The organism is Atopobiaceae bacterium (assembly GCA_022483015.1).
Taxonomy (GTDB): Bacteria; Actinomycetota; Coriobacteriia; order Coriobacteriales; family Atopobiaceae; genus JALCUE01.
Genome location: JAKVOB010000001.1, coordinates 689,809 through 716,588, shown reverse-complemented (window position 1 = coordinate 716,588; position 26,780 = coordinate 689,809). Strand labels below are relative to the sequence as shown.

Here is a 26,780-nt window from a genome sequence, read left to right as displayed (position 1 = left end):
CGGGCTGCCAGACCCTACCTATCTCGCCTCGTCCCCTTCCGAAGGAGCCAGGAGGTCGCAAGGAGGAGGGCGGAGGCAACAAGAAGGGCGGGCAGCCCCGCAGACGTCGTGTCACCCGTCTGGGGAGTCGCCGTCGTGGCAGTTGCGGAGACATCAGGAGTGACGGTATCCGATGTCGTTGCGGCCCCCGTCGTTGCGGCCCCCGTCGTTGCAGGCTCGGGCGTGGTGGGCTCGGTCGTGGTGGGCTCGGGCGTGGTGGGCTCGGGCGTGGTGGGCTCGGGCGTGGTGGGGCTGATGGCCTTCTTCACCAGCTCGTTCACCGTCGTGACATGAGAGCCGGCGGAGGCCTTGTTGATAATGGTGCTCTGGAGTGGCGTCGTGGCATCGGTGGCATTCGCGTTCACGGTGAAGTGGAGCCAGGCCCGAGCGGTACCACCGGCAGCGACCTCGGTCGCAGGCGTGAAGGTCACGGTCGTGGCAGCCGCAGCGCTGGCACCGTCAGTGGTGACGCTGCCGTCCGTCGTGGACGCTCCCACATAGGTGAGGTTCGTGAAGGTGTCGCACACGGTGGCGTCGGCGACCGAGACGGCCTGCGTGCCCTTGGCGTTATCGACCGATACGAGATACCACACGTCATCACCCGTGCGGGGCGTGCCCGTAGCCACGGCCGCCGAGCCGCTGCCGGCCACGCGTGCCAAGGTGAGGTCCCATGCGGAGCCAGCAGGCTTGTCCTCGCTGGAGCCGGCTTGGGCCGACTGGGGAACGGCCACCTGGTAGGTGAAGGTCACCGTGCTGCCGGCAGGGAGGTCGCTCACCGTGAAGGCGCCACTGGCAGACGTGGTGCCAGCATGTCTCACGGCAGGCGTGCTGCCGTCGCTCGCGACGATGCCAGCGATGCTCCCGTCGACGTATGTGCCATTGGTGAGGGCATCAGAGAGCTGGTAGTCACTCACGCTGACATCGGACGCATTGGTGAGGGTCACCTTGTAGGTCGTGGTGGCCGTCGTGCCGTCCGCGCCGTAAGAGACCTTCTGCACGTCCTTGTCTACGTTGACCGTTGCGACCGGGGAGGTCACGACGATGCTGGTACCGCTGGCGCTGGCGGTGTCGGCCACCGTACCGGCAAGGCCAGACTGATAGCTGGCATCCGTGCTGTCGGTGGCACTGCCGGCCACGGCGAACTGCAACCATACCTGGGCCTTGGTGCCCGCAGCGACCTCGCCGGGCGCGAAGGTGACCGTCGAGGTGCCGCTCGACGTCACGGTGCCAAGCGTGGCCCCCGAGACGTCGTCGCCGTTCTGGTCGACCACCTTGACCTGGCCGGAGCCGACATAGGTGAGGTTGGAGAAGGTGTCGGTCACCGCGGCATCGGCGGCAGAGATGACATCGGTGTCGGTGGTGTCAGCGGTGTTATCGACCTCAACGAGGTACCAGACGGTGTCTCCCGAGAAGAGCACGCCGGTGGCCTCGGAGGTCGCGCCATCGGAGCCCACACGGGTCGCATCGAGGCTCCACATGGAGCCGAGGCGGCTCACCAGGTTGGTCGCGTTGAGCTCGGAGGTAGGGATGGTAGCCGTATAGGTCACGACCTGCGTCGCCCTTGCAGCGATCTGGTCCACGACGAAGTCGCCGTTGTCGAACGTCGCGCCCTTGATGCTCGTGACATCGATGCTGGCGTTGGCGGGCCCATCGACGAACGCGTAGTCATTGACCACACCATTGCGGGCGTTGGTGAGGGTGACCTTGTAGTCCACGGTGGCCGTACCATCCGTGTTGTAGGTGACCTTGGTGGCCTCCTTCTTGGAGTCCACGTGCGCCACGGGGTCGTTCGTGGCCGCTGCGTGGCCATCGGCCTTGGCAGTGTTCACGAAGACGCCTGCAAGCTTGGGATTGTAGGCGGCCTCGGAGCTATGGGTGGCAGACCTCGCCACGTAGAAGTGGAGCCAGACCTGGGCCTTGCTGCCAGCGGCCACCTCGCCGGGTGCGAAGGTGACGGTCGTGCCATTGTCGCTGACGCTGCCTTGGGTCGCGGTGCCCGCGCCCACGTAGGTGAGGTTGGCGAAGGCATCGGTCACGGTAGCGTCGGCGGCGGAGATGTTCTCGGTGCCCTCGGTATTGTCGACTGTGATGAGGTACCACACGTCCTCGCCCACGCAGATGGTGTCGTTCGCGTTCGTCTCGGAGCCATCGCCGGTCACGCGTGTATCGGTGAGGTCCCATGCGGACCCAGCGGACTTGGCCTCGTTGACATCGGTGACCCCGAGGTCGGAGGAGTTCCCCATGGTGGCCGTATAGGTGAGGGTGACGCTGGACTGGGCAGGAATGGTGCCGATGGTGAAGACGTCACTCTCGTAGGTCACGGTGTTGTCCGTACCCGTGACGGACCAGCTGTTCTCGTCCACGGTGCCGCCCGTCAGCGCATCGGCAAGCCGGTAGCCGTCGGCCGGCACGTCGGACTCGTTCGTGAGCGTCACCGTATACGCCACGGCAGCAGTGCCGTCCGAGTCGTAGGTCACGCTGCTGATGTCCTTGGCAGCGTCGACCTTCACCGTCGACTGCTCGGTCACGGATGCGTGCGAGTTGGTAGAGGAGGTGCAGACTACGGTGGCGGCGTTGCTCACCGTGAAGTGGAGCCAGGCTCGGGCCTTGGAACCAGCGGCCACGTCGGCGCCTGGCGTGAAGGTCAGGTTCCCATTGCCATCAGACTCGACCGTACCATCACTCGTGCTCGCACCCTGGTAGGTGAGGCCAGAGAACGTGCTGGTCACGGTAGCGTCGGCAACCGAGACGGACTGTGCGCCCGCGGTGTTGTCGACCTCCACGAGATACCACACGTCATCGCCCACGGACAGCGAGCTGTCGTCGATGCTCGTCTCGGAGTCTTCGCCAGCCACACGGGACCTGGAGAGGTTCCAGGTCGCGTCAGCGGGCTTCGCCTGGTTGGAGATCTGCTTGCCCATGTCGGCCGCAGGCACGGTGACCCGGTAGGAGATGCTCACGGTGCCGGTGGTAGGGGCTATCGTGGCGATGGTGAACACGCTGCCATCCAAACCGACTTGCCCCGTGATGCTCTGGGTGCCATCACTGGCCGTGTAGTCGTCGTTGATCGAGCCGCTGCTCATGGTGTCGGCAACCTGGTAGTTTGTCGCGATGGACTCGGACGTGTTCTTGAGCGTGAGCGTGTAGGAGAGGGTCGCGCTGCCGTCGTTGTTGTAGGCGACAGTGTCGAGGGTCTTGGCAAGCGCCACGGTCACGACCGGGGTGTCGGTCGTAGTGGCGCGGCCGTTGGTCGCCACCGTGCTCTCCACCATGTCAGCAGGCGAGGAAGCGGTACCACCCGAGGCGTCGGTCGCCGAGGAAGCCACGGCGTAATGGAGCCAGATCTGGACCTTGTCGCCTGCGGCCACGTCGGCAGCCGGGGTGAAGGTGACGGTGGAACCATCGGTACTCACGCTACCACTGCTCACCGTGCCCGCGCCCAGGTAGGTGAGGTTGGAGAACGTGTCGGTCAGCGTGGCGTCGGCGACAGAGACGGCCTGTGTGCCCTCGCTGTTGTCGATCTCGACCAGATACCATGCGTCATCGCCCACATTGAGCGAGCTCGTATCAGCAGCGGTCTCCCTGTTGCCGGTCACGCGGGTGTTGGTGAGGTTCCACGTGGAGTCCGCAGGCTTGAGCTGGTTGGATGCGCCGAGCGCCGAGACGTCGATCCTTGCCTGGTAGGTGAAGGTGACGGTGCCCTTCGCGGAGATGTTGTCCACCGTGAAGGTGCCCGTCGTGGCAGGCCCGGCGGTGGCATAGGTCACCGTGGCATCAGTGGGGTAAACGACCGCGATGCTATTACCTAAATAGGTGCCGTTGACCAGTGTGTCGTAAAGCTTATAGTCGGCAACATCCACATCGGACGTGTTGGTAAGGGTGACCTCATGGGTCGCAGTGGCCAGTCTTCCGTCTGCCGAATAGTCCGATGTTTGGACTAGCTTATCGTCCACCGTCACGGCGCTCGCGGAGGAGGCCGTCGTCAAGGAGGAGCCATCCGCGACGGTCGACGAGGGGTCACCCGCCATCGCGACGGACGGCAGCGAGAGCGCCACCAGCATGGCCATCGCCATCAGAATCCAGACGGCCTTGGGTAGTCTTGGTGCCCTCATCCTCGTACCTCCGTGTATCGCCTGATGTCACTCAGGACGTGGACCAAGTCGCCGCTCGAGCGGTGCCATCCCATGGCATCCACCACGGCCCGTGGTCTGATATGGCAATAGTCTAATCGGTTCCTGTCACCTCGGAGACCTGGTCACCCACAAGCAACATTCGGCATCTCCACAGCTCGGCCGCCGAGGATGGGATCGTCCCCGGCGGCCGACGCGGGTGTGCACAGGAGGAACCTTCGGTTCCCTAGTCCTCGACCTCGACCAGCTCGATGTCGAAGTTCAAGGCCTTGCCGGCCAGCTCGTGGTTGGCATCGACGGTGACATGGTCGTCCGTGACCTCCACGATGGCGGCGGGGATGGGCTGACCGCCAGGACCCTGCAGATAGACGTGGTCGCCCTTCGTGAGCTCGTCGGCATTGGGGACCTGGTCGATGGGGAACTCCACCACGAGGTCCTCGCGCACCTCACCGTAGGCATCGGCAGGCTCGAGATGCACGGTCCTCTTCTCGCCCACCTCCATGTCGACCACGGCGTCGTCGAAGCCGGCGATCATCTGGCCGGCACCGCAGGTGAACTCGATGGGCTCGTCACGGTCGTACGAGCTGTCGAACTGCGTGCCGTCATCAAGCGTCCCGCGGTAGTGGGCCTTGACCTTCTTGCCTTGGTTGGACATGGGAGCTCCCGTCTTGGGGTGGCCCGCACCTGACGGGCGGATGCCCCGGGCGAGCGCTGCGCCTGCCTTGTGCCGACGCGACGCTAGCTATCTACCCTCCTCCGCCCAACCTATGCCTCGGGCCAGCCACCTGCGGTACAATCACGGACGACACACGACACATCGGAGGAGTTCCCGTGAACGAGGCCTGCAAGCGGTGCAACATCCGCGCCGTCCACAACATCGCGTCCTTCATCGACCTCCCGGACGAGCAGGAGGCCGCCGCCGTGGCAGCCGCCACGGACGCCATCTCCTCCTATGACGACGTCGACCGCTACGAGGACAACCCCGAGTCGATGGGTGAGATCTGGAAGGCCATCACGCCCATCCTCGGGACCGACGACCCCTATGTCGACACGAAGCGCCACTACAACGAGGTCACGCTCTCGCTCTATGACGAGGCACGGTCCCTGGTCTCAGGCGCCGACGACCCGGCCCAGATGGCCCTGCGCATCGCGGCCATCGGCAACCTCATCGACTTCGGGCCCGGCGTCGTCTTCGACGAGGCGAAGGTGGCCGACCTGGTGCGCTCCGCGCCGTCCCTCTCGTTCGAGCTCGATGACACCCCCGCCCTCGTCGAGGCCGTCCGCGCAGCCGACTCCCTCGTCTACCTTGCGGACAACTGCGGCGAGGTCGCCTTCGACAAGCTGCTGCTCGAGGAGTTCCACCGGGAGGTGCCCGCCCTCGACATCACGTATGTGGTCCGGGCGCTCCCGATCCTGAATGACGTCACCATGGTCGACGCGGACCAGGCCGGGATGGGAGAGGTCGCCCGCGTCATCACCAACGGCGACACGTCCCGCACCGCCGGCACGCCCCTCTCGCACGTCTCTGCGGCCTGTCACGATGCCATCTTCGACGCCGACGTCGTCATCGCCAAGGGACAGGGCAACCTCGAGACCCTCTGCCACATCGACCGCGCCGACGTGTTCTTCATGCTCATGGCCAAGTGCGACCGCATCGCGCGCCTCTGCGACGTGCCCCAGGCCAGCCTGGTCTGCGTGCGCAACGACCACGAGGTCCTCGTCTAGGGAGGCACAGATGCTTCATTCGCTGCATGTGCTCAACGTGATCCTGAAGCGTTCCCACGCCGACAAGATCCTCTGGGGCTTTATCGGCCTCGTGTTCTTCTCGGCCTTCCTCATAGACCTCTTCGAGCCCGACATCACCAACTATGGTGACGCCCTCTGGTACTGCTATGCCGTGGTGACCACGGTGGGCTTTGGCGACATCTGCGTGACGTCGCTGCTGGCCAAGGTCGTCTCGGTGCTGCTGTCGTTCTATGCGGTCATCGTGATCGCCATCCTCACCGGCGTCATCGTCGACTACTACAGCGAGGTCGCACAGGCCCAGCAGAGCGAGACGCTCTCCGAGTACCTCGACAAGCTCGAGAACCTGCCCAAGCTCTCGCACGAGGAGCTCGTGGAGATCTCGGAGAAGGTCAAGGCGATGCGCTAGGCATCTGCCACATGCATGGGGCCCGTCGGCATGACCCCAGCCAGACGATGCGACGTCCCCGACCTACGGTTGTGCCACAACCCCACCATGGGGCTGTGGTACATTACTTTACCGTAGTTGTATGCACGTCTTGTCCCTCGAGGTACCGTCTCGAGCATCCGTCTGGGGGCCGTCATGCCAAAGGCCGTATTTGGAGACATCTACCTCGACATCAAGAGGAAGATTCTTGATGGCACCTATGCCTACCAGACGTTCCTTCCGACCGAGAAGGAGTTCGTCGCCGCCTACTCCTGCTCTCGCAACACCCTCAGGCGCTCCCTGCAGATGCTTGCCGACGAGGCCTACGTGCAGCCCCTCCACGGCAAGGGCGTGCGCGTGATCTGGCAGCCCGTGGCCAAGCTCGCCCGCGGCTCGCTCATCGGGGTCGAGTCGTTCGAGGAGTACGCGCGGAGCAACGGCTGCGTCCCCTCGACCGACGTCATCCTGTTCGAGAACGTCACCTGCGCTGACGACCTCGTACGCACCACGGGCTTCGAGCCAGGCACGAAGCTCGTCCACGTGGTCAGGGTGCGCAAGCTCGACGGCGTGAGCAAGCAGATCGACTTCAACTACTTCCTCGCCTCGACCGTCCCGGGCCTCACGCCCCAGATCGCCTCCCAGTCCATCTATCGTTACCTCGAGGAGGACCTCGGCACCCACATCGTCACGAGCAAGCGGACGATCACGGTGCAGCTTGCGACCGACCTCGACAAGGTCCACCTCGACCTCGGCTCCTACAACTGCGTGGCCGTCCTCGACAACAACGCCTTCGACACGAACGGCATCATGGTCGAGTACACGGAGACGAGGAGCCATCCCGACTCCTTCCGCTACCGTACCGTCTCGCACCGCTAGGCCCGCAGACACCCACGCACAAGTTGGCCCCCGTGCGAAGACAGGTTTCGCACGGGGGCCGGCCTATCCCACCGGCTCCGGAAGGAGGGGGCGCCGAAGGGAACAGGTCACGAACGGACTGGGAGGCGCCTTGCTAGATGAGGTTCCTCTCGGTCTGTTGGTCGAAGAGGTGGACGGCATCCGGCTCGAACTTGAACCAGATCTCGTCGCCGCGGGCAAACGAGCCGGCGGCATCGCGGTCGAAGTCGACCGTGGGGATGACGAGGACGAAGTCGTTGCCCGCCACGTCCACATGTACGTGGACCGTCGAGCCCATGAGCTCTGAGACGTCCACGGTGCCGCACAGGGCGCCAGGCTCGTTCGCCGGGGCGAGCTCGATCTGCTCGGGGCGCGCGCCCGCTCGGACCGAGCCCCCCTCGGCACCCGTGGCCGCGAGCCTCCGGCATGTCTCGGGGGCGAGATCGACCTGGGCGAACGCCGTCCTGAGGGAATAGCTGCCGTCCATGTGCTCGAGCTCCGCGTCGAAGAAGTTCATCTGCGGAACGCCGATGAACCCGGCCACGAAGAGGTTCGCAGGATGGTTGAAGACCTCCTGGGGGGTGTCGATCTGCTGGATGAACCCGTCGCGCATGATGACGATGCGGTCGCCCAGCGTCATGGCCTCCGTCTGGTCGTGCGTGACGTAGATGAAGGTGCCGTCGATCTCATGGCGGAGCTTGATGAGCTCGGTGCGCATCTGGTTCCTGAGCTTGGCATCGAGGTTCGAGAGGGGCTCGTCCATGAGGAACACCTTCGGGTTACGCACGATGGCGCGACCGATGGCCACACGTTGGCGCTGGCCTCCCGAGAGGGCCTTGGGCCTGCGGTCCAGGTAGTCGGTGATGCCAAGGGTCTCGGCCGCCGACCGCACCTTCGCGTCTATCTCGGCCTCGGGGATCTTCTTGAGCTTCAGCGTGAAGGCCATGTTCTCGTAGACCGTCATGTTGGGGTACAGGGCATAGCTCTGGAACACCATGGCGATGTCGCGGTCCTTGGGCGCCACGTCGTTCATCACCTTGCCATCGATGGTGAGCTCGCCGGAGGAGATGTCCTCCAGGCCGGCCACCATGCGCAGCGTCGTGGACTTCCCGCAGCCCGAGGGACCTACGAGCACGACGAACTCCTTGTCATGGACGGTGAGGCTGAAGTCCTGCACCGCCACCACGCCCTCGTCGGTCACCTGGAGGTTGCTCTTCCTCTCGGGCTCGTCGGCAGACTTCCGGCGACGACGGGACTTCTTGACCGTCTCCTTGGGATAGACCTTCTTCAGCTTGTTGAGCACGACCTCAGCCATTGTGCGTTCCTTCCGTAAGGCATCGCATGCCCGTGCATGGATGCTACATGATCCCTGATACGACCTGTCCGTACGGGCCCTCAGCCCTTGACGGCACCTGCGACGACACCGTTGATGATGTAACGCTGGCAGATGAGATAGACGACCACGATCGGGATGATGACCATCATGATGCAGGCCATCATCGGCCCCAGCTCCACGCTGCCGTAGCCACCGCGGAAGTACTGGATGAGGATGGGGATCGTCTTGTACTTGGTGGTGTCGAGCACGAGGTAGGGCAGGAGGTAGTCGTTCCACACCCACATGGTCTCGAGGATCCCCACCGAGATGTACGTCGGCTTCATGATGGGGAGGACCACATGGAAGAACGTCTGGACCGGGCTGCAGCCGTCGATCATGGCCGCCTCCTCGATCTCGGTGGGAATGGTCTTCACGAAGCCCGAGAACATGAACACCGCGAGCCCGGCACCGAATCCCAGATAGATGAAGCAGATGTTGAAGGGCGTGTTGAGCCCCAGCGTGTCAGCCAGGTTGGAGAGCGTGAACATGAGCATCTGGAAGGGCACGACCATCGAGAAGACGAAGAGGAGATAGAGCACCTTGCAGAAGCGGTTGTTGACGCGCACGACGTACCAGGCACACATCGAGCAGCAGACGAGGATGAGCACCACCGACGTGACCGTGATGACGAGCGAGTACCCGAACGCCGAGGCGAACCCCTGCTTGGTGAGTGCCGTGATATAGTTCGCGACTCCCGCGAAGGTGTCCCCCGTGACCAGGTCGAACACGCTGCTGGTGTTGATCGCCGACTCCTGCTTGAAGGAGTTGATGCAGATCATGACCATGGGGTAGATCCAGGCGAGTGAGAGCACCGCGAAGAAGATGCTGATGATGCGGTTGGTGAGCTTCTCGCGACCGATGCCCTTGCCCGACGCGACAGCTGATGACCTCTTGGTTCCCATTACTGCTGCACCTCCTTGGACTTCGTCGCCCTGAGCTGGATGAGCGAGATCGCGACGACCAGGATGCAGAAGATGACCGCCTTGGCCTGGCCGATGCCCATCCACTTGGCCCCGACGCGCGAGTAGAACGTGTTGTAGATGTTGAGTGCCAGCATCTCGGTGGAGTGGTTGGGGTCACCTCCCGTGAGCGCGAGGTTCTGGTCGAAGAGCTTGAAGGCGTTCGTGATGGTGAGGAACAGGCAGATGGTGATCGTGGGCATCAGGTTGGGGATCTTGACCTTCCAGAGCGTCTTCCAGGCGTTGGCACCATCCACCTTTGCGGCCTCGATATAGTCGGTCGGGATCGACTGCAGGCCAGCGATGTAGATGATCATCATGTAGCCGACCTGCTGCCAGAGCGTGAGCAGCACGAGGCCCCAATAGCCGGCCACCGTGTTGAGCGCGAGGAGGTCCGCGCCCACGTTGGACAGGACGCAGTTGATGAGGATCTGCCAGATGTAGCCGAGCACGATGCCACCGATGAGGTTGGGCATGAAGAACACCGTGCGGTAGGCGTTCGTTCCCCTGAGACGGTTGCGCGTGAGGGCGAGCGCGATGGCGAGGGCGAACACGTTCACGAGCACCGTCACCGTCACGGCGAACAGCGCCGTGAAGCCGAACGAGCTCATGAACTGCGAGTCGGAGAGGGCGTCAACGTAGTTGCGCAGCCCCACGAACGTCGTGTCGCTGATGACCTTGAACTGGCAGAACGAGAGGTACGTCCCCTGGACGAACGGAATCACGAACCCGAAGACGAACGACAGGGCGGTCGGAAGCACGAAGAGCGGCCACCATTTCTTCAGCACCTTGGACATTTGGTCTCCTTCCGGAAGGAGGGGCGCAGACGACGTGCACGCTGCGCCCCTCCCCTCTCATGACATGGATGAGATGCGGTTCCCCAGGCCCTATGCGGACGCAGAGGCCGCCTTCTCGGTCGCCCAGTCGTCCACGAAGGCGACCTTGACGTCATCCCATGTGCCACCTGCGGCATACGCAGTGAGCGCGTTGGCGAGGGTCTTGCGGTACTCGTCGCCCGGCTGGACGGAGAATGCCCACGAGACGGGGGTCTTGGAGGAGTTCACCGTGTTCGCGATCTTGACGAGCGGGTTCGAGGCCGCCTTCGCACTCTTGAACGGGCAGTTGAATCCCATGTCGTCGGCGAGCGACTTGGTGCCCTCGTCAGAGGTGACGACCCAGTTCATGAAGTCGAGCGTTGCCTTCTGGTCATCCTCGGAGGCCTCGGTGTTGACGCACCAGTAGTTCTCGGTACCCGCGCAGATGCCCTGCTTCTCCTCGCCGGTCACGCCGATGTAGATGGGGAGGAGACCGAAGGTGTCGTCGCCGAGGGCCTTGATGTCGTCATAGGCCCAGGTGCCGTTCTGATAGAAGACGGCCTCGCCGTTCACGAACTCGCTCGTGGCGTCATCAGCGGTCTTGGCCGAGAGGGACGCCTTGTCGCAGGTGCTGTCCGTGATGTAGAGGTCGAAGATGTCCTTGTAGTTGGGGAGGTAGGTGCCCTTGATCGAATCGGGGTTGGTGACGTTGTCCTCCTTGAACTCGTAGTACAGGGGAATGTCAGCGAGGTGGTTGGTATAGCGCCAGCTCGAGCTCGAGTCCATGCCGGCACTCGTGAAGGCACCCTTCACGCCGAGCTCGTCCTTGCGGGCCTGGATGTCGTCGCAGACCTTCTTGAGCGTGGCGAAGCTCGTGATGTCGGACTCGGAGTAGCCCGCCTTCGTGAGCAGGGTCTTGTTGTAGATGATGCCGAAGTACTCCTCGACGTAGCCGATGGCGTCGACCTTCGAGTCCTCCTTGAGCACCAGGTTGGTGTCGGTGAGCTGGTTGTAGATGTCGGTGCCCGAGAGGTCGGCGCAGTACTCCTTCCAGTTCTCGAGTCCGACATAGCCGCTGACCTGGAAGAGCGTCGGCGCAGAGCTCTTGGACATCTCGCTCTTGAGCTTCTCCTCATAGGTTCCGGAGGCTGCGGTGACGACCTTGACCTCGACGCCCGTCTGGTCGGTATAGGTCTTCGCGAGCGCCTGCCACTGCTCGTCGGCCTCCGGCTTGAAGTTGAGGTAGTAGACCGTTCCCGTGGCCGCGGCCGTGGTGGAGCTTGTCGTGCTCGAGCTCGTCGAGGAGCCGGAGCCGCCACATGCGCTGAGGCCGAGCCCCGCGAGGACGGCACCTCCCAGCATCACGAACTGCTTCCTGCTCATGCTCTGGTTCAATCCGTTAGCGCCCATGTCTTCCTCCCTGTTGATACCGCCTAGGCAGGACCTGTGGCCCCACCCTGATTCCTGTCCTCTGAGGAGCGCGCTCCTCGTTGACTCTGTTGTTTGAACGTCTACACTCTAAGTCATGCGTAATTTGTTTGAACATGTTTTCGGCTCAATGGTAGGATTTTGACAACGAGCGGTATTGCACCTGGTAAACGAGCTGTCCATTTAAATCTCAGAAATTAGTAGGTAAAACTTTGAGTTCTTGACGGATGGACGCCTCATCTATGATAAGAATATCGACGTTATTTGTTTGAACCTCTTACGAGCATGCAGAAAGGAGCGCCATGGATTCCATGGGACAGGCCACCGACGAGAACTGGTGGGCCCAGGCGGTCGTGTACGAGGTCTACCCCCGGTCGTTCAAGGATTCCGACGGCGACGGCATCGGCGACCTCGCCGGGATCACCTCGAAGATCGACTACCTCGCAGACCTGGGGGTCGACGCCCTCTGGCTCACCCCCTTCTATCCGAGCGAGCTCGCAGACGGCGGCTATGACGTCGAGGACTATCGGGCCATCGACCCACGCCTGGGGACCATCGACGACTTCGATGCCCTCACGGCAGCAGCCCATGCGCGAGGCCTCCGCGTCGTGGTCGACCTCGTGCCCAACCACACCTCACGCCTCCACCCCTGGTTCAGGGAGGCCATCGCCTCTCCCCCGGGCTCGCCCGCAAGGGACCGTTACCTCTTCCGTGACGGTCTCGGGGAACACGGGGAGGAGCCCCCGACCACCTGGACCTCGCACTTCGGGGGATCGACCTGGGAACGCATGCCCGAGACCATGTCCGACGGCACCCCCGACGGCCAGTGGTACCTGCACCTGTTCGCTTGGCAGCAGCCAGACCTCAACTGGGACAACGCCGAGGTGCGCGCCGACTTCGAGAGGACCTTGCGCTTCTGGTGCGACCACGGGACGGATGGGTTCCGCGTGGACGTGGCACATGGTCTCGCGAAGGACCTCGACCGTCCCGTCGAGGAGCTCGACCGCTGGGACGCGGTCGGGGAGTCATGGCTTCCCATCGATGGGAGCCACCCGCTCTACGACCGTAACGAGCTGCATGACATCTACCGTTCCTGGAGACGCGTCCTGGACGAGTACGAGCCCCGCCGGTTCGCCGTGGGCGAGGCATGGGTCGAGCCGGAGCGTCAGTACCTCTACGCCAGCACCGACGAGCTCGGCCAGGTGTTCAACTTCGACTTCGCGAAGAGCCTCTGGAGCCGCGATGGGCTCCATGACGCCATCGAGGCGGGCGTCGCCAGCGGCAGGAGGGCAGGTTCCACATCCACCTGGGTCCTCTCCAACCATGACATGGTGAGGGCCACCTCGCGCTATGCCCTCCCCCAGGTCGAGGGGACCGCCTTCCATCAGCTTGCGAAGGACTGGCTCACGCGCGACGGCAGGAGCTACCACGAGGATCGCGCACTCGGGCTCAGGAGGGCACGTGCGGCACTCCTCCTCGAGCTGGCACTCCCGGGCTCGGCCTACCTCTGGCAGGGAGAGGAGCTCGGCCTCTTCGAGGTCGCCGACCTGCCCTGGGACTGCCTCGAGGACCCCACCGCCACCTGCTCCGTACAGGCCGCGACCTTCAAGGGACGTGACGGATGCCGGGTCCCGCTTCCGTGGACGTCCTCGGACGCCCCCTGCCTGGCACATGCGGACGACGAGTTCGGCCTCGGAGGCAGTTTCGGGTTCTCCCCTCGGACGGCGCAGGACGGTCGAGAGGCCACTGGCCCGCACCTCCCCCAGCCGTCCTGGTTCGGCGGGGACGCCGTCGACGTCGAGTCGTCTGACGAGAGCTCGACACTCGCCTTCTATCGCGAGGCGCTCCGCCTGCGTCACACCCTCAGGAACCCCACGGACGACCTCGCCCGGATGAACGACTTCCAGTGGCTCGATGAGGATGCGCCGTCAGGTGCCCCCGACGGCGCGGAAGGTCTCGAGGGCGGCGTCATCGCCTACCGACGTGCGAACGGCTGGGCCTGCCTCGCGAACTTCGGCAGGCAGCCATGCACGCTCCCGGAGGGGAGGGTACTCCTCACCTCCGCCCCACTCGACGAGGAGGGACGGCTCTGCCAGGACGCATGCGCCTGGGTCATGACCGGCGACGAGGCCGACCGCTAGCGATTGGCCTTGAGCGTGGCGAAGAGCTTCGTGTTATGACGCTTGACGTATGAGATGACCTGGCCCTCCGTGAGGGCCATCGCGGCGTCCTTGCGACGTATCGGTACGAGCATCGCACTCATCATCTTGGACTGGGGATGGGCGACCTCCACCGCGAGCTGGGCGCGATCGGTCGAGATCATCTTGGCGATGAGCGCGCGCTTCTCGGTGGTGCTGAGCGTGCAGCTCGGCTCGCAGACGTTCTCTATGCACCCCACGAGGCGCTCGATGTAACGTCGCTGCACGACCTCCATGCTCGCAGGGTCACCAGAGAGCCCCCAGTGCTCGTAGAGGTCGAGCATCCAGCCGTGCTCCTCCTCGCGCTTCTCGTACATGTTGTCGCGCCAGCGGCTCGTCTCGCTCTCGGCCCTGAGTCGGATGAAATGGTAGTACGGCTTCTCGGTGACCCCCACCCGACTCACATCTCGGATGAAGTCGAGGACGAAGGGGAAGTCGTCCCAGAAGGTCGGCTTGAATCGGAGCCCAAGCTCCTCGATGCGGCTGCGCAGGTAGAGCTTGTTCCAGGGCGGATATAGGAGGTTCTGGTCGAACAGGCGCCAGGCCTGCGTGCGGAACTCCTGCTGCGTCGAGAAGACCTGCGACGGCTGGGACTTGACCTCGGTCGTATGCTGGTCACCGTTGCCATAGAAGGTCTCGATGAAGAAGCCCGCGACCACGAGCTCGAGGTCGTTGGTGTCGGCTATCGAGACGAGCTCGGCCAAGGCGCCTGGGTCGAGCCAGTCATCGCCGTCGATGAAGGCGACATACGTGCCGCGGGCCCGGTCGAGCGCGACGTTACGGGCGCGAGCGGCGCCCTGGTTCTCGGTATGGATGACGTCGATACGGATGTCCTGCTCGGCGATTCGGTCTGCCACCTCGCCGCTGCGGTCGGTGGACCCGTCATCGACCACGAGGAGCTCGAAGTCGGAAAGGGTCTGGTTCTGGATGCTCTCGATGGCGCGACCGACGTAGCGGTCGACGTTATAGACGGGCATGATGACCGTGACCCGAGGGGTGTGCGTAGAGACACGAGACAAGGAGCAGCCCTCCTACCGTCAGCCATTGATGCCATCAGTGGAAAGGGTATCAGCACGGCAGGGGGGAACGGTTGCAGCAAGCGTGATGCCTGCCTGATTCCAGGAGAAATCCGCACGCGAGCCAAGGCCGACGGGACCGAGCGGCTCACTCGTCCGCGACGAGCGTCCCCACCGCCATGCCGAGCTGCGTGGCATCGACGTTCGCGGTCGAGCCCCCGGAGGACGTGAGGTCATCCTCGGACAGGTTCGCCCTCCCGACGCCCCTGACCTCCTGCATGTACGAGAGCAGCGACGTCGCGTCCATGTCCGTGCGCATCGAGGAGACGAGGCCCGTCGCCTGCGACATGAGGTCGGATGCCGAGGCCCCGTCCTTGAGCATCCCCCATAGCGTGTCCCAGCTCGACACGTCCATCTCGACCACATGTGAGACCGACACGGACGTCGCCTCGGCGAGGGGCACCACGCATGAGGCGGAACCCTCGGACGAGAAGAGCTGCGCCAGGGTCTGCCCTCCTGAGCCCGCATCGACGGACATGGCGGTCGGCAGGGTGACGAGCGTGCCCTTCGAAGCGGTCGTGTCCAGGACGAGGAGATAGGCCCCCTGGAGGGAGGGGTTCCCTGCAGAGGTGTCATCCACCGTGAGGACGAGGAGGTTGGAGAATGCGTCGGTCGAGAGGTGCGTGCCCGACGGGGCCGTCGCCGCCGTCGCGCTCGCCGTCGCCGCCTGGGCGAGGTCATGGCTCCCGACCTTGGAGTCATCGTTGGCCTTGTCCCACAGCCAGAGACCCCCGAGGATGCCGCCTATGACGAGCACCAGGAGCACGACGACGGCACCTACCGTACGGTGCCCCGAGGAGCCCCGCGGGTCGTCAGGCCTCTGATAGCGTTCGCGACCCATCGCCTTGCGCCCCTTCAACATCCCCGACCACCCTAGAAGGTGATGCCCAGGGCCCCCACCAGGAGGCCCGCCGTGACACCGATAGCATAGAGCAGGACCATGATGAGCAGGTTCTCGCGCGCGCTCGAGTTGGTGCGGAACAGGACGAGCAGGCCCACGCCACCAGAGACCGACAGCCCCGCGAACATGGCCCCGGCCCCCAAGGAGCCCGTGAGATAGAGCTCCGATATGGCGACAGAGGCCCCACAGTTGGGAATGAGCCCGACCAGCCCCGCAAGGAGCGTGGCGCGGACGGGATGCTGGGCTGCCACGGCCGCGAAGGCATCCGTCCCCACGAGCGAGATCACGATGTCGAGTGCGACGCTCACCAGCAGGATGAAGAAGCTCACCTGCAAGGTGTGCACGAGGGCGCTCCTCACGACCGACCATGCACGGACATGCGAGGACCCATGCTCGTGGCCGTCATGGACGCAGGTCCCACACGAGGTGGCGTCGCCTTCCGACGCGTCCTCGTCAGCCCCATGGCCCTTCTCGTCCTCCTCCTCGCAGTGGCAGTGCGCACGCTCGCAGAGCTCATGGATGTGGATGTGCCCATCCCCCGCCCGATGGAGCGCGCGGAGCACCGCATCAATCGCGAGGCCCGCCACGAGGCCCAGCGCGACCTTCGACCCCAGGATGGCCGCCATCGTCGAGAGTGGGGCCTGGCTGGCGATGAAGACAGGCAGCATCTCGTCACTGGTCGAGAGGAACACGGCCAGCAGCGTGCCCAACGTGACCACGCGACCGGCATAGAGCGTCGCTGCCATGGCCGAGAACCCGCATTGCGGCAGGGCACCGAGGACGGCTCCCACCACAGGGCCGGCATGGCCCGCATCACGCACGAAGCGCTCGCTGGCAGCAGATGCGCCATGCTCCAGCAGCTCCATGACCACATAGGTCGCGAGGAGGAAGGGAACGAGCTTGAGCGTGTCTATGACGCCGTCGGAAAGGGCGTCGATGATGATGTCCATGGGATATGCCTACTTCCAGGGAACGAGCGAGTCCGAGGGATAGTCCACCGCGACGAAGGTGAGCCCGCGGGCCGGGGCGCAGGGACCCGCAGCGCGGCGGTCGCAGGCCGCGAGCGCCTCGGAGACCCACTCGACCGATCGGCGGCCGGAGCCCACCTCGACGAGCGTGCCCGCGATGGTGCGCACCATGGAATGGAGGAAGGCATTGCCGCAGACGTCGATCGCGATGAGGCGCTCGCCGCACTCGTCGACCTCTCCCACCGACAGGTCGCTGACATACCGGCAGGTCGGACGGCCTAACGCGGAGGACGTCTTGCAGAAGCTCGCGAAGTCATGCTCGCCCACGAGCACCTTTGAGGCCCGCGCCATGGCATCGACGTCAAGCCTCCCCTTGAGCCACCAGGCATGGTCCCAGGCGAGCACCGGGCGGGACGGGCCGGCGCTGATGCGGTATCGGTATGTCCTCGAGAGCGCGTCGAATCGTGCGGAGAAGCCGACCTCGGCGCGATAGGCCCGCATGACGGACAGGTCGTCGGGGGTGAGCGCCGTGAGCCCACGGAGCAGGCTCCTGCCCTGGATGCCGAGCTCGGCCTCCGTGACAGGCAGGCTCACATACTGTGCGAGCGCATGGACGCCAGCATCCGTGCGCCCAGCGCACGTGATGTCGACGGGACGACGTAGATAGGTCTCGAGCGCCTGCCTGAGCTGACCGGCCACCGTGCGCTGTCCAGGCTGCTCGGCATAACCCGCAAAGCCAGCCCCTCGATATCCGAGCAAGAGGACGAGCATGGCCGCAGCCGGCTTGCCTCCGATACGCGGGGCCTCGTGCGGCACCGCCGACCAGGCGGCGCGAAGGGCCGACAGCATCTCGGGGACCTCGCGATGATCCTCTGGCATGCCCATCAGCGCACCACCCATGCCGAGATGCCTACGAGCAGGCAGACGCCGCAGCAGGCCAAGACCCCCACCACGAGCACGACCACATCGGCACGGCGCAAGGGCTGGGACAGCCGCGTCCGGTCAGCACCCTGATAGCACCTGTCGCGCATGGCATCGGCAAGGCCGTCGGCACGTATGAAGAGCGACACCACGAGGGGCACGAACACGGAGCCCCATCGCGCGACGCGATGGAACACCGACCCCCTCTCGAAGTCGGCCCCACGTGCCCTCTGTGCCGCGCGGATGCGATCGAACTCCGAGACCGTCACAGGAATGAACCGAAGTGCGATCGAGAGGGTCATGGCGATGTCACCGACGGGCACATGGAGCGCACGCAATGGCATCATGAGCGACACGAGCCCGTCGGCAAGCTCGTTGGACGTGGTCGTGGCCGACACCACGAGCGCGTAGCACACGAGCAGCACGATTCGCGCCACCGCCATGGCACCCCGCAGCAGACCGGCCCACGAGAGCCCGAGGCTTCCCCAGAGAACGACGTCGGCAGACCCATCGAGCACGAACGCGTTCGCGAGGAACGAGAACGCGAGGATCACGATGCAGGGCAGGACGCCACGCGCGAGGGATGCGGGAGGTACCCTTGCCATCAGCACGAGTGGGATGAGGGCAAGGGCGCAGAGGACGACCAGCGCAGGTTCCTGGCATACGAAGAGCACCACGGTGAGCGCAAGCAGGAGGATGAGCTTGACACGCGCATCGAGGCGATGCACCGGGGAGTCCGTCATGACGTATGACCCGAACGGAGCCGCTATTCCCATGGGACCAGCACCCCTCCACGAAGTCGGACCACCCTGTCGGAGGAGGCCTTCCACTCCCCTACCTCATGGCTCACGACGACCACCGGTGCCCCACCCGACGCGAGGTCTTCGACCAGGCCATGCAGGAAGGCCTTACCACGGGCGTCGAGACCGACCGTGGGCTCGTCGAACACATAGGCCCGAGGCGACAGCGCCACGATGCCCGCGAGTCCGACACGTCTCCTCTGGCCGCCAGAGAGCAGGAAGGGAGACCGCTTGCCGACCGTCTCTGGGTCGAGCCCAACCGCCTCGAGGGCACCTCTCGCACGCTCACGCACGTCCTCATCCGAGACCCCGAGGTTGCGTGGGCCATAGGAGACGTCCTCGGCAACCGTCGCCGCGAAGAGCTGGTCCTCGGGCCTTTGGAAGGCAAGACCCACCTGTCCGGGCACGACGGCATGGTCACCGAGGAACGCCTCACCGGCATCAGGCTCCTGGACACCTGCCAGCACACGAGCGAGGGTCGTCTTCCCACATCCGGAAGCTCCTGACACACAGACGACCTCGCCGGGCCTCACGGCCAGGATGACGTCATCGAGGACGAGGCGACCACCGTACGTGACACGCAGCTGTCTTGCCTCGAGCGTGTCCCCCATCTCCCTCGCATGGGCCACATGGGTCGGCAGGTCGCACGCGAGGCCCAAGCGCTTGAGGAGGCATTCGTCGGACAGGAGGGCCGCGGGCGCGCCCTGCCATGCGACGGCCCCGTCAACGAGGCAGATGACCCGATCGAGCGACCTTACGTCAGCAAGGTCGTGCGTCACCTGCACAAGCCCCATGCCGCGAGCGACCCGCGACGACACGAGCGCGCGGAGGCGAGCACGCGATGGCTCGTCAAGCTGCGAGAGCGACTCATCAAGCACCAGGTAGGAAGGGTCCATGGCAAGGACGCCGGCCAATGCCAGACGTTCGAGTTCGCCGCCCGAGAGCGTGTCGACCCTCTGCGACGAAAGTCTGCCTAGGCCTACCTCATCGATGCACCCGCGGGCCCGCTGCAAGACCTCTTCCTGGGGGATACCGAGGTTGCAGGGACCGAAGCAGACCTCCTCCAGTACGTTCGACGAGACGATCTGCGAGGTCGGGTCCTGACGGACGAAGGCGACGAGACGGGCGACCTCACGCGCCTGCTCACGACTTGACGAGGGATCGGCCCCATCCACGACCACGCTGCCAGAGTCGGGAGCGAGCCCACCATTCATGAGACGTGCGAGGGTGGACTTGCCGGAGCCGTTAGGGCCCATGATGCCAAGCCGCTCGCCCGGCGCCAGGCGGAGGGAGACGTCGTCGAGGGCAGGGGCAGCCTCACCCTGATAGGTGAGGCTCACATGTGAGACCTCGATCATGTCGACCCTCCCTCCGGTTCTTGCGCGGTCGGCCCGCTACGGGACGTGAAATGAAAGAGGGAGGCCACGGCAGCAGCCGGGCCTCCCTCATAGGTCCTACGTCATGAGAGCCAGACGCATCTACTCGGACTTGGTGTCCTCGGCGTCGCTCGCGGCCTCGGTGGCCACGGCCTCGGGCTCGGGAGCCTCCTCGGCAGGCGTCTCGGCCTTCTTGGCAGCCTTGCGCGGCTTGGCAGCCTTCTTGACCTCGGTCTTGCCAGAGTCCTTGGGCTTGACGGCCTCGGTGACGACCTCCATGATCACGACCTCGGCATTGTCTCCCTTGCGGGGACCGAGCTTCATGATGCGCGTGTAGCCGCCGTTGCGGTCGGACCACATGCCCTGAGCGGCCTTCTCGAAGGTCTCGCGAACGAGCTCGGCATCGCCCAGCCACGCGATGGCATTACGACGGCTGCTGAGGTCGCCCTTCTTGGCCCAGGTGATGATGCGGTCGACATCGGGACGAATGGCCTTGGCCCGCGGAAGCGTGGTCTTGATACGGTCGTTCGCAAGGAGGGCGCCGACGAGGCTCCTCTTCATGGCCTTGGTATGGCTCGCGTCGGTGCCGAGCTTCATGCCCTTCTTCTTGTTGTGCCTCATGCTTGTTGCTCCTAAAGGGTTTTCTACAGCGTGCTAGGCCTTGAGGCCCAGCCCCATCGACTCGAGCTTGTCCTTGACTTCCTCGATCGACTTGACGCCGAAGTTACGGATGTTGAGCAGGTCGTTCTCCGAGAACTCCACGAGCTGACGCACGGAGTGGATGCCGGCGCGCTTGAGGCAGTTGTAGGAGCGGACGGAAAGGTCCAGGTCCTCGATCTGCTTGTCGAGCTCTGAGTTATCGTCCTCCTCGCCCTGGGCGAAGATGGAGGAGTCCTCCTCCGGCGCATCCTCCTCGGCCAGCGTCATGAAGGCGCTCATGTGCTGGTTGATGATGTTGGCAGCCTCGACCACGGCATCCCTCGGCGTGATGGCACCGTCGGTCTCGATCTCGAGGACGAGACGGTCGTAGTCGGTATGCTGACCGACGCGGCAGGGCTCCACCGACTTGGCGCAACGACGCACAGGCGAGAACAGCGAGTCGACGTCGATGATACCGATAGGGTCATCGTCGCGCTTGTTGTTGTCTCCCGAGACGTAGCCGCGGCCCACACCGATGCGCATATGCATGGTGAGGTGGGCTCCCTCGCCGAGCGTGCAGATAACATGCTCGGGGTTGATGAGCTCGAACTCGGCAGGGACCTTGAAGTCGCCACCGGTGACCGTTGCAGGGCCATCGATGGAGATGCTGGCCAGGGCCTCGTCACCGGTTCCCATCGAGGCGAACGTGAGTCCCTTGACGTTGAGAACGATGTCGGTGACGTCCTCGAAGACGCCTTCGACCGTCTGGAACTCATGCTGCACGCCATCGATCTGGATGGCCTCGACGGCCGCCCCCTCAAGAGAGGAGAGCAGGACGCGACGGAGCGAGTTGCCGAGCGTGTCGCCGTAGCCCCGCTCCAGCGGTTCTACGGTCACGCGAGCTAGATTGTTCTTGACCTCTTCTACCGACACTTGCGGTCGGATGAATTCGGACATGTGTACCTCCAACCGGGTGCGGGCTACTTGGAGTAGAGCTCGACGATGAGCTGAGCATCGATGTCGAGATCGATCTGGTCGCGCGTGGGAAGCTGCAGGACTGAGCCTTGGAGCTTCTCGATGTCGACCTCAAGCCACGCAGGCACGGCCATGTGCTCGGTGGAGATGAGGGACTCCTTGATGGGAAGGAGCTCCTTGAACTTCTCGCCAACGGCCACGACGTCGCCAGCCTTGACGCGGTACGAGGGGATGTCGACACGCTTGCCGTTCACGGTGATGTGACCATGACGGACGGTCTGACGAGCCTCCTTGCGCGTACGGGCGAAGCCGAGACGGAACACGACGTTGTCGAGACGGGTCTCGAGAATGACCATGAGGTTGTCGCCAGTGACACCCTCGAGCTTGAGTGCCTTCTCGTAGTAACCACGGAACTGGTCCTCGAGGACGCCATAGATGAACTTGGCCTTCTGCTTCTCGCGAAGCTGATGGCCGTACTCGCTCTCCTGGCGACGCTGACGCTTGGGCTGACGGTTCGACTTCTTGTTGATCCCCATGACGATGGGGTCAATGTCAAGGGACCTGCACCTCTTCAGGACAGGGGTCCTATCAACTGCCATTGCTTGGTTCCTTCCTGACTACACGCGACGACGCTTGCACGGACGGCAACCGTTGTGCGGGATTGGGGTCTTGTCCTGGATGCTCGAAACCTCGAGCCCTGCTGCCTGAAGCGAGCGGATGGCCGTCTCGCGACCGGAGCCGGGGCCCTTGACGAAGACGGCGACCTTGTGGACGCCGTGCTCCATGGCTGCCTTGGCGCATGCCTCGGCTGCCATCTGAGCTGCGAACGGGGTGGACTTACGCGACCCCTTGAAGCCCACGGTACCCGCGGACTGCCAGGAAATAACGTTGCCCTGGGGGTCCGTGATAGAGATGATCGTGTTGTTGAACGTCGACCGGATGTGGGCCTGGCCCACGGCGATGTTCTTGCGCTCGGAACGCTTGACTCGAGTGCTCTTCTTAGCAACTGCCATGTGTATTCTCCCTTAGACCCTCTTCTTGGCACCGATCTGACGCTTCTTGCCCTTACGGGTGCGAGCGTTAGTGTGGGTGCGCTGGCCACGGACAGGGAGACCCTTGCGATGGCGAAGGCCACGATAGCAGCCGATCTCCATCATGCGGGAAATGTTCTGCTTGGTGTTGCGGCGAAGGTCACCCTCGACGACGTAGTTAGCGTCAATGTAGTCGCGGATCTTGGTGACCTCGTCCTCAGTGAGATCGCGGACGCGGGTCGCAGGGTCCACGCCACACTCGGCGCAGATCTTGGAGGCAGTCGTACGACCGATGCCGAAGATATAGGTGAGGCCGATCTCAACGCGCTTCTCGCGCGGGAGGTCGACGCCGTTGATACGTGCCAACCTGGTGCTCCTCTCTAGCCCTGGCGCTGCTTGTGGCGCGGGTTCTCACAGATGACGTAAACCTTGCCATGGCGACGGACGATCTTGCACTTGTCGCACATCTTCTTGACCGAAGGGCGTACCTTCATCGATCTTCCTTTCGGTAGCGCTGATACGAACTTATGTCTTCGCCCAGCCGCTGGCGTGAATATCCTAGGCTGAATGGTGCAACGCGCCCACCCTACTTGTAGCGGTAGGTGATTCGGCCGCGCGTGAGGTCGTAGGGACTCATCTCTACGACGACCTTGTCGCCGGGGAGGATCCTGATGTAGTTCATTCGGATCTTGCCCGAGATGGTGCAGAGGATGGTGTGGTCGTTCTCGAGCTCCACCTTGAACATGGCGTTAGGCAACGGCTCTACGACCGTGCCCTCTAGCTCGATTGCGTCTTGTTTGCTCAAATTCCGTACCCTCTCCTCGCACCATGACAGCGATAGAACATCTTACAGAAGAACCGAGCACAAGTCCACTGTAGGCAGACCCCGACAAGGAATCTCCCCAAGAGGCCTATTCTGCGGCCTCGCTCCCACCTTCGAGCGGGCACCAAGAGCCCTCGTCATCGGTGGTGAGGATCACGGGACCGTCCTCGGTGATGGCGATGGTGTTCTCATAGTGCGCAGCGCTCTTGTGGTCAGCGGTGACCACGGTCCAACGGTTGGGCATGACGTCACACTCATAGGTGCCGAGTGTGATCATGGGCTCGATGGCGATGACCATGCCTGCCTGGAGCCGAACACCCCTACCGGCCTTGCCGTAGTTGGGGACGTTGGGATCCTCGTGCATGTCATGACCGACACCGTGTCCCACATACTCACGGACGACGCCGAAGCCGTGACGCTCAGCGAGCTCCTGGACGGCATGGCCGATGTCACCGAGGTGATTGCCGGGGACGGCCTGCTTGATGCCGGCCTTGAGGCAGTCGCGCGTGACCTCGCAGAGGGCGCGCTGCTCGCGGGAGGGCTCGCCGCAGAAGAAGGTCCATGCGTTGTCCCCGACCCAATCGTCGACGATGGCACCCGTGTCGATGGAGACGATGTCGCCCTCCTCGAGGATGACGCCCTCGGAGGGGATGCCATGGACGACCTGCTCGTTGATGGACGAGCAGATGGTGCCAGGGAAGCCGCCGTAGCCCTTGAAGGCAGGAATCCCGCCGTGGAGCCGGATGAGACCCTCGGCCGCGCGGTCAAGCTCGAGCGTAGACACGCCAGGCTCGATCATCTGGCCGACACGACGAAGGGCCATCTTCGAGAGGGAGCCTGCAGGCTTCATACCCTCGATCTCAGTAGCTGTCTTGATTTTGATCATAGTGAAAGACGCGCCTTCACGTCGGCGTAGACATCATCAACGGGACGGTCGCCGTCGACCTTGACGAGGATCCCATGACCGAGGTAGTACTCCACGAGCGGTGCCGTCTGCGACTGGTAGACATCGAGACGATGCTGGATGGTCTCAGGCTTGTCGTCGTCACGCTGGTACATCTCGCCGCCACAGGCGGGGCAGACGTCCACACCTGCAGGAGCGGTGTATCCGCACGAACGGCAGGTACGACGGGACGAGAGACGCCCGACGATGACCTCGGGGGCCACATCGACGAGCAGCGCGGCATCGAGCGACTTGCCGAGGTCGGAGAGCTCCGAGTCGAGCGTGACCGCCTGAGCCGTGTTGCGAGGGAACCCGTCGAGGATGAAGCCGCCCTGGGCGTCATCTGCGTCCAGGCGCTCCTTCACCAGGTCGATGACGAGCTTGTCCGGGACCAGCTTGCCCTCGTCCATGTAGGACTTGGCCTCGCGGCCGAGCCGGCTCCCCTCCTTGACGGCGGCACGGAGCAGGTCACCCGTCGAGATGTGGGCGATGCCGAAGTCCTCCACGAGCTTCTGTGCCTGGGTGCCCTTGCCGGCACCGGGGGCTCCGAGCAGAACGATGTTCATCGGATATCCTCCCAGCTCTACTTGAAGATGCCCTCGTAGTCGTGAGTCTTGAGCTGACTCTCGAGCTGCGAGATGGTGTCGAGCGCGACGCCCACCATGATCAGGATCGAGGTTCCGCCGAAGGCCTGGATGAGCGAGTTCGACGTGAAGGTGAAGATGATGGAAGGCACGACGGCGATGACTGCCATGAAGAGTGCGCCCGGCAGCGTGATATGGCTCAGCGTCGACTTGATGTAAGCCGCAGTGGCCGCACCCGGACGGACGCCGGGTATGAAGCCGCCCTGCTTACGGAGCGTGTCCGCCGTCTCCTCGGGGTTGAACACCATGGAGGTGTAGAAGTACGCGAAGAAGACGATGAGCACGACCGAGAGGATCCAGTTGACCCAGCCGGACGAGACGGCGTTGGCGAAGGTCTGCATCCAGTCGATGCTAGGGAAGAACACGGCGATCTGCGCGGGGAAGTACAGCAGCGCGCTCGCGAAGATGATGGGGATGACGCCGGCCGTGTTGACCTTGATCGGCAGGTACGTTGCCTGCCCGCCCATGACGCGCCGTCCGACGACGCGCTTGGCATACTGCACGGGAATCCGTCGCTGGCCACGCTCGATGAAGACGATGAGCGGGATAATCGCGAGGATGACCACGACGATGAGGATCGTCATGATGCCGCCGTTGTCAGAGTTCTGGAACGACTGGATGATGGACGTGGGAAGCCCGCTCATGATGTTAGCGAAGATGATGAGCGACATGCCGTTGCCGACACCACGCTGCGTGATGACCTCGCCAAGCCACATGATGAGGATTGCGCCCGCGAGCATCGTCACGACGACCATGATGTCCATGAGCACGCCAGGGACGCCAGTGGAGTCCCAGCTGATGCCGTACGAGTCGCTCTTGAAGAGGAACAGGTACCCGATGGCGTTGAGAAGTGCCAGGCCTACCGTGAGGTAGCGCGTGTACTGCGTGATCTTGCGCTGACCGGACTCGCCTTCCTTGGCCATGTCTCCCAGAGAGGGAACCACCGACTGCATCATCTGCATGATGATCTGGGCGGTGATGTAGGGCATGATCCCGAGCGAGAAGACCGACATACGCGAGAGCGCGCCGCCGCTGAACAGGTTCAGCACGGCGACGGCACCCGTCGTATCAGCGGAGTTCTGGTACTGCGTGAGCATGTCCGAGAACGGGATGCCCGGCACGGGCAGGTAGGCACCCACCCGATACAGCACCAGGATACCGATCGTGATCAGGAGCTTGCGACGAAGCTCCGGAACGCGGAACGCGTTGAGTATCCCATTTAGCACGGGAGCTCGACCTTTCCTCCGGCCGCCTCGATCTTGGACTGAGCGGAGGCGGAGACCTTGTCCACGCGCACGGAGAGCTTCTTGGTGAGCTCACCGTCGCCGAGGACCTTGACAGCCACATCGGTGCTCTTGATGATGCCCTTGGCCTTGAGTGCCTCGGCATCGACGGTATCGCCGTCGGCGAAGTTCGCCTCGAGGCGGCTCACGTTCACGGGCGCGTACTCGACCCTGTTCACATTGCGGAACCCGGGGAGCTTGGGGAGGCGCATCGCGAGAGGCTGCTGCCCGCCCTCGAAGCCAGCACCCTTGCCGCCGCCGGCACGGGAAAGCTGACCCTTGGTGCCGCGGCCGGCAGTGGTGCCATGACCGGAGGCGTTGCCGCGTCCGATGCGCTTGCGGGACTTCTTCGAGCCCTCCGCGGGATGGAGATCGTTGAGCTGCATTTGGAG

General features: G+C 64.0%; 27 protein-coding genes. 4 read left to right on the top strand and 23 right to left on the bottom strand.

Annotated elements, in window-relative coordinates; genetic code table 11:
- Positions 1–14: 14 nt before the first annotated feature.
- Positions 15–4,151, bottom strand: coding sequence for a hypothetical protein (locus tag LKE50_03215; GenBank protein MCH3967622.1), 4,137 nt, complete (start codon positions 4,149–4,151; stop codon positions 15–17).
- A 244-nt stretch (positions 4,152–4,395) separates the two neighbouring features.
- On the bottom strand, positions 4,396–4,824 hold the full coding sequence (locus LKE50_03210) for a peptidylprolyl isomerase (GenBank protein ID MCH3967621.1): 429 nt from the start codon (positions 4,822–4,824) through the stop codon (positions 4,396–4,398).
- A 176-nt stretch (positions 4,825–5,000) separates the two neighbouring features.
- On the opposite strand from LKE50_03210, the gene LKE50_03205 reads away from it, so the two are divergent.
- From LKE50_03205 to LKE50_03195, 3 genes are all read left to right on the top strand, one after another.
- Positions 5,001–5,894 (top strand): ARMT1-like domain-containing protein, encoded by an 894-nt coding sequence (locus tag LKE50_03205; GenBank protein ID MCH3967620.1) that lies wholly within the window; start codon positions 5,001–5,003, stop codon positions 5,892–5,894.
- Between the two features lie 10 nt (positions 5,895–5,904).
- Positions 5,905–6,321 (top strand): potassium channel family protein, encoded by a 417-nt coding sequence (locus LKE50_03200; protein ID MCH3967619.1) that lies wholly within the window; start codon positions 5,905–5,907, stop codon positions 6,319–6,321.
- Between the two features lie 174 nt (positions 6,322–6,495).
- Positions 6,496–7,215, top strand: a complete 720-nt coding sequence (locus tag LKE50_03195) for a GntR family transcriptional regulator (GenBank protein ID MCH3967618.1) — start codon at positions 6,496–6,498, stop codon at positions 7,213–7,215.
- 133 nt (positions 7,216–7,348) lie between these two features.
- On the opposite strand, the gene LKE50_03190 is transcribed toward LKE50_03195, so the two are convergent.
- From LKE50_03190 to LKE50_03175, 4 genes are all read right to left on the bottom strand, one after another.
- Positions 7,349–8,548 (bottom strand): ABC transporter ATP-binding protein, encoded by a 1,200-nt coding sequence (locus LKE50_03190; GenBank protein ID MCH3967617.1) that lies wholly within the window; start codon positions 8,546–8,548, stop codon positions 7,349–7,351.
- An 80-nt stretch (positions 8,549–8,628) separates the two neighbouring features.
- The gene (locus LKE50_03185) at positions 8,629–9,468 is read right to left on the bottom strand and encodes a carbohydrate ABC transporter permease (GenBank protein ID MCH3967616.1); all 840 of its coding nucleotides are present in this window, start codon (positions 9,466–9,468) and stop codon (positions 8,629–8,631) included.
- Between the two features lie 41 nt (positions 9,469–9,509).
- Positions 9,510–10,364, bottom strand: a complete 855-nt coding sequence (locus LKE50_03180; protein MCH3967615.1) for a sugar ABC transporter permease — start codon at positions 10,362–10,364, stop codon at positions 9,510–9,512.
- A gap of 90 nt (positions 10,365–10,454) precedes the next feature.
- Positions 10,455–11,792: an ABC transporter substrate-binding protein gene (locus LKE50_03175; GenBank protein ID MCH3967614.1), complete on the bottom strand. Its 1,338-nt coding sequence runs from the start codon at positions 11,790–11,792 to the stop codon at positions 10,455–10,457.
- Positions 11,793–12,112: 320 nt separating this feature from the next.
- On the opposite strand from LKE50_03175, the gene LKE50_03170 reads away from it, so the two are divergent.
- Positions 12,113–13,951: a glycoside hydrolase family 13 protein gene (locus LKE50_03170; protein ID MCH3967613.1), complete on the top strand. Its 1,839-nt coding sequence runs from the start codon at positions 12,113–12,115 to the stop codon at positions 13,949–13,951.
- On the opposite strand, the gene LKE50_03165 is transcribed toward LKE50_03170, so the two are convergent.
- From LKE50_03165 to rplO, 17 genes are all read right to left on the bottom strand, one after another.
- Complete coding sequence (locus LKE50_03165) at positions 13,948–15,027, bottom strand: glycosyltransferase (GenBank protein ID MCH3967612.1); 1,080 nt, start codon at positions 15,025–15,027, stop codon at positions 13,948–13,950. The genes LKE50_03170 and LKE50_03165 overlap by 4 nt on opposite strands.
- A 145-nt stretch (positions 15,028–15,172) precedes the next feature.
- Positions 15,173–15,925 (bottom strand): hypothetical protein, encoded by a 753-nt coding sequence (locus LKE50_03160; GenBank protein ID MCH3967611.1) that lies wholly within the window; start codon positions 15,923–15,925, stop codon positions 15,173–15,175.
- Between the two features lie 32 nt (positions 15,926–15,957).
- The gene (locus tag LKE50_03155; GenBank protein ID MCH3967610.1) at positions 15,958–16,935 is read right to left on the bottom strand and encodes an arsenic efflux protein; all 978 of its coding nucleotides are present in this window, start codon (positions 16,933–16,935) and stop codon (positions 15,958–15,960) included.
- Between the two features lie 9 nt (positions 16,936–16,944).
- Positions 16,945–17,724, bottom strand: a complete 780-nt coding sequence (gene truA, locus LKE50_03150; GenBank protein MCH3967609.1) for a tRNA pseudouridine(38-40) synthase TruA — start codon at positions 17,722–17,724, stop codon at positions 16,945–16,947.
- Positions 17,725–17,837: 113 nt separating this feature from the next.
- Positions 17,838–18,650 (bottom strand): energy-coupling factor transporter transmembrane protein EcfT, encoded by an 813-nt coding sequence (locus tag LKE50_03145; GenBank protein ID MCH3967608.1) that lies wholly within the window; start codon positions 18,648–18,650, stop codon positions 17,838–17,840.
- Positions 18,641–20,032 (bottom strand): energy-coupling factor ABC transporter ATP-binding protein, encoded by a 1,392-nt coding sequence (locus LKE50_03140; GenBank protein MCH3967607.1) that lies wholly within the window; start codon positions 20,030–20,032, stop codon positions 18,641–18,643. Before LKE50_03140 ends, LKE50_03145 begins: the two co-directional genes overlap by 10 nt.
- 120 nt (positions 20,033–20,152) lie before the next feature.
- Positions 20,153–20,671, bottom strand: coding sequence for a 50S ribosomal protein L17 (gene rplQ, locus LKE50_03135; protein MCH3967606.1), 519 nt, complete (start codon positions 20,669–20,671; stop codon positions 20,153–20,155).
- A gap of 33 nt (positions 20,672–20,704) precedes the next feature.
- Positions 20,705–21,646, bottom strand: coding sequence for a DNA-directed RNA polymerase subunit alpha (locus tag LKE50_03130; protein ID MCH3967605.1), 942 nt, complete (start codon positions 21,644–21,646; stop codon positions 20,705–20,707).
- Positions 21,647–21,669: 23 nt separating this feature from the next.
- Positions 21,670–22,263 carry a 30S ribosomal protein S4 gene (gene rpsD, locus LKE50_03125; GenBank protein ID MCH3967604.1) on the bottom strand — a complete coding sequence of 198 codons (594 nt, stop codon included), beginning with the start codon at positions 22,261–22,263 and terminating at the stop codon, positions 21,670–21,672.
- Between the two features lie 18 nt (positions 22,264–22,281).
- Entirely contained in the window at positions 22,282–22,677 is a 396-nt protein-coding gene (gene rpsK, locus LKE50_03120; GenBank protein ID MCH3967603.1) for a 30S ribosomal protein S11, read from the bottom strand.
- A gap of 12 nt (positions 22,678–22,689) precedes the next feature.
- Positions 22,690–23,061, bottom strand: a complete 372-nt coding sequence (gene rpsM / locus LKE50_03115; protein MCH3967602.1) for a 30S ribosomal protein S13 — start codon at positions 23,059–23,061, stop codon at positions 22,690–22,692.
- A 14-nt stretch (positions 23,062–23,075) separates the two neighbouring features.
- Entirely contained in the window at positions 23,076–23,189 is a 114-nt protein-coding gene (rpmJ, locus tag LKE50_03110; GenBank protein ID MCH3967601.1) for a 50S ribosomal protein L36, read from the bottom strand.
- Positions 23,190–23,281: 92 nt separating this feature from the next.
- Positions 23,282–23,500 carry a translation initiation factor IF-1 gene (gene infA / locus LKE50_03105; GenBank protein ID MCH3967600.1) on the bottom strand — a complete coding sequence of 73 codons (219 nt, stop codon included), beginning with the start codon at positions 23,498–23,500 and terminating at the stop codon, positions 23,282–23,284.
- Between the two features lie 106 nt (positions 23,501–23,606).
- Positions 23,607–24,404, bottom strand: a complete 798-nt coding sequence (gene map, locus LKE50_03100; GenBank protein MCH3967599.1) for a type I methionyl aminopeptidase — start codon at positions 24,402–24,404, stop codon at positions 23,607–23,609.
- Positions 24,401–25,027: an adenylate kinase gene (locus tag LKE50_03095; GenBank protein MCH3967598.1), complete on the bottom strand. Its 627-nt coding sequence runs from the start codon at positions 25,025–25,027 to the stop codon at positions 24,401–24,403. Before LKE50_03095 ends, map begins: the two co-directional genes overlap by 4 nt.
- Before the next feature lie 17 nt (positions 25,028–25,044).
- Positions 25,045–26,331, bottom strand: coding sequence for a preprotein translocase subunit SecY (secY, locus tag LKE50_03090; GenBank protein MCH3967597.1), 1,287 nt, complete (start codon positions 26,329–26,331; stop codon positions 25,045–25,047).
- The gene (rplO, locus tag LKE50_03085; GenBank protein MCH3967596.1) at positions 26,325–26,774 is read right to left on the bottom strand and encodes a 50S ribosomal protein L15; all 450 of its coding nucleotides are present in this window, start codon (positions 26,772–26,774) and stop codon (positions 26,325–26,327) included. Before rplO ends, secY begins: the two co-directional genes overlap by 7 nt.
- Between the last annotated feature and the right edge of the window lie 6 nt (positions 26,775–26,780).

What these genes read in the sequence shown, in the direction of transcription:
- rplQ (MCH3967606.1), bottom strand. Translation starts at nt 20,671, where the DNA reads ATGAGGCACAACAAGAAGAAGGGCATGAAGCTCGGCACCGACGCGAGC.
- LKE50_03200 (MCH3967619.1), top strand. Translation starts at nt 5,905, where the DNA reads ATGCTTCATTCGCTGCATGTGCTCAACGTGATCCTGAAGCGTTCCCAC.
- LKE50_03140 (MCH3967607.1), bottom strand. Translation starts at nt 20,032, where the DNA reads ATGATCGAGGTCTCACATGTGAGCCTCACCTATCAGGGTGAGGCTGCC.
- LKE50_03210 (MCH3967621.1), bottom strand. Translation starts at nt 4,824, where the DNA reads ATGTCCAACCAAGGCAAGAAGGTCAAGGCCCACTACCGCGGGACGCTT.
- LKE50_03130 (MCH3967605.1), bottom strand. Translation starts at nt 21,646, where the DNA reads ATGTCCGAATTCATCCGACCGCAAGTGTCGGTAGAAGAGGTCAAGAAC.
- rpmJ (MCH3967601.1), bottom strand. Translation starts at nt 23,189, where the DNA reads ATGAAGGTACGCCCTTCGGTCAAGAAGATGTGCGACAAGTGCAAGATC.
- LKE50_03175 (MCH3967614.1), bottom strand. Translation starts at nt 11,792, where the DNA reads ATGGGCGCTAACGGATTGAACCAGAGCATGAGCAGGAAGCAGTTCGTG.
- map (MCH3967599.1), bottom strand. Translation starts at nt 24,404, where the DNA reads ATGATCAAAATCAAGACAGCTACTGAGATCGAGGGTATGAAGCCTGCA.
- LKE50_03195 (MCH3967618.1), top strand. Translation starts at nt 6,496, where the DNA reads ATGCCAAAGGCCGTATTTGGAGACATCTACCTCGACATCAAGAGGAAG.
- LKE50_03095 (MCH3967598.1), bottom strand. Translation starts at nt 25,027, where the DNA reads ATGAACATCGTTCTGCTCGGAGCCCCCGGTGCCGGCAAGGGCACCCAG.
- LKE50_03145 (MCH3967608.1), bottom strand. Translation starts at nt 18,650, where the DNA reads ATGGGAATAGCGGCTCCGTTCGGGTCATACGTCATGACGGACTCCCCG.
- LKE50_03170 (MCH3967613.1), top strand. Translation starts at nt 12,113, where the DNA reads ATGGATTCCATGGGACAGGCCACCGACGAGAACTGGTGGGCCCAGGCG.
- LKE50_03155 (MCH3967610.1), bottom strand. Translation starts at nt 16,935, where the DNA reads ATGGACATCATCATCGACGCCCTTTCCGACGGCGTCATAGACACGCTC.
- LKE50_03180 (MCH3967615.1), bottom strand. Translation starts at nt 10,364, where the DNA reads ATGTCCAAGGTGCTGAAGAAATGGTGGCCGCTCTTCGTGCTTCCGACC.
- LKE50_03215 (MCH3967622.1), bottom strand. Translation starts at nt 4,151, where the DNA reads ATGAGGGCACCAAGACTACCCAAGGCCGTCTGGATTCTGATGGCGATG.
- rplO (MCH3967596.1), bottom strand. Translation starts at nt 26,774, where the DNA reads ATGCAGCTCAACGATCTCCATCCCGCGGAGGGCTCGAAGAAGTCCCGC.
- truA (MCH3967609.1), bottom strand. Translation starts at nt 17,724, where the DNA reads ATGCTCGTCCTCTTGCTCGGATATCGAGGGGCTGGCTTTGCGGGTTAT.
- LKE50_03190 (MCH3967617.1), bottom strand. Translation starts at nt 8,548, where the DNA reads ATGGCTGAGGTCGTGCTCAACAAGCTGAAGAAGGTCTATCCCAAGGAG.
- LKE50_03160 (MCH3967611.1), bottom strand. Translation starts at nt 15,925, where the DNA reads ATGGGTCGCGAACGCTATCAGAGGCCTGACGACCCGCGGGGCTCCTCG.
- rpsK (MCH3967603.1), bottom strand. Translation starts at nt 22,677, where the DNA reads ATGGCAGTTGCTAAGAAGAGCACTCGAGTCAAGCGTTCCGAGCGCAAG.
- rpsD (MCH3967604.1), bottom strand. Translation starts at nt 22,263, where the DNA reads ATGGCAGTTGATAGGACCCCTGTCCTGAAGAGGTGCAGGTCCCTTGAC.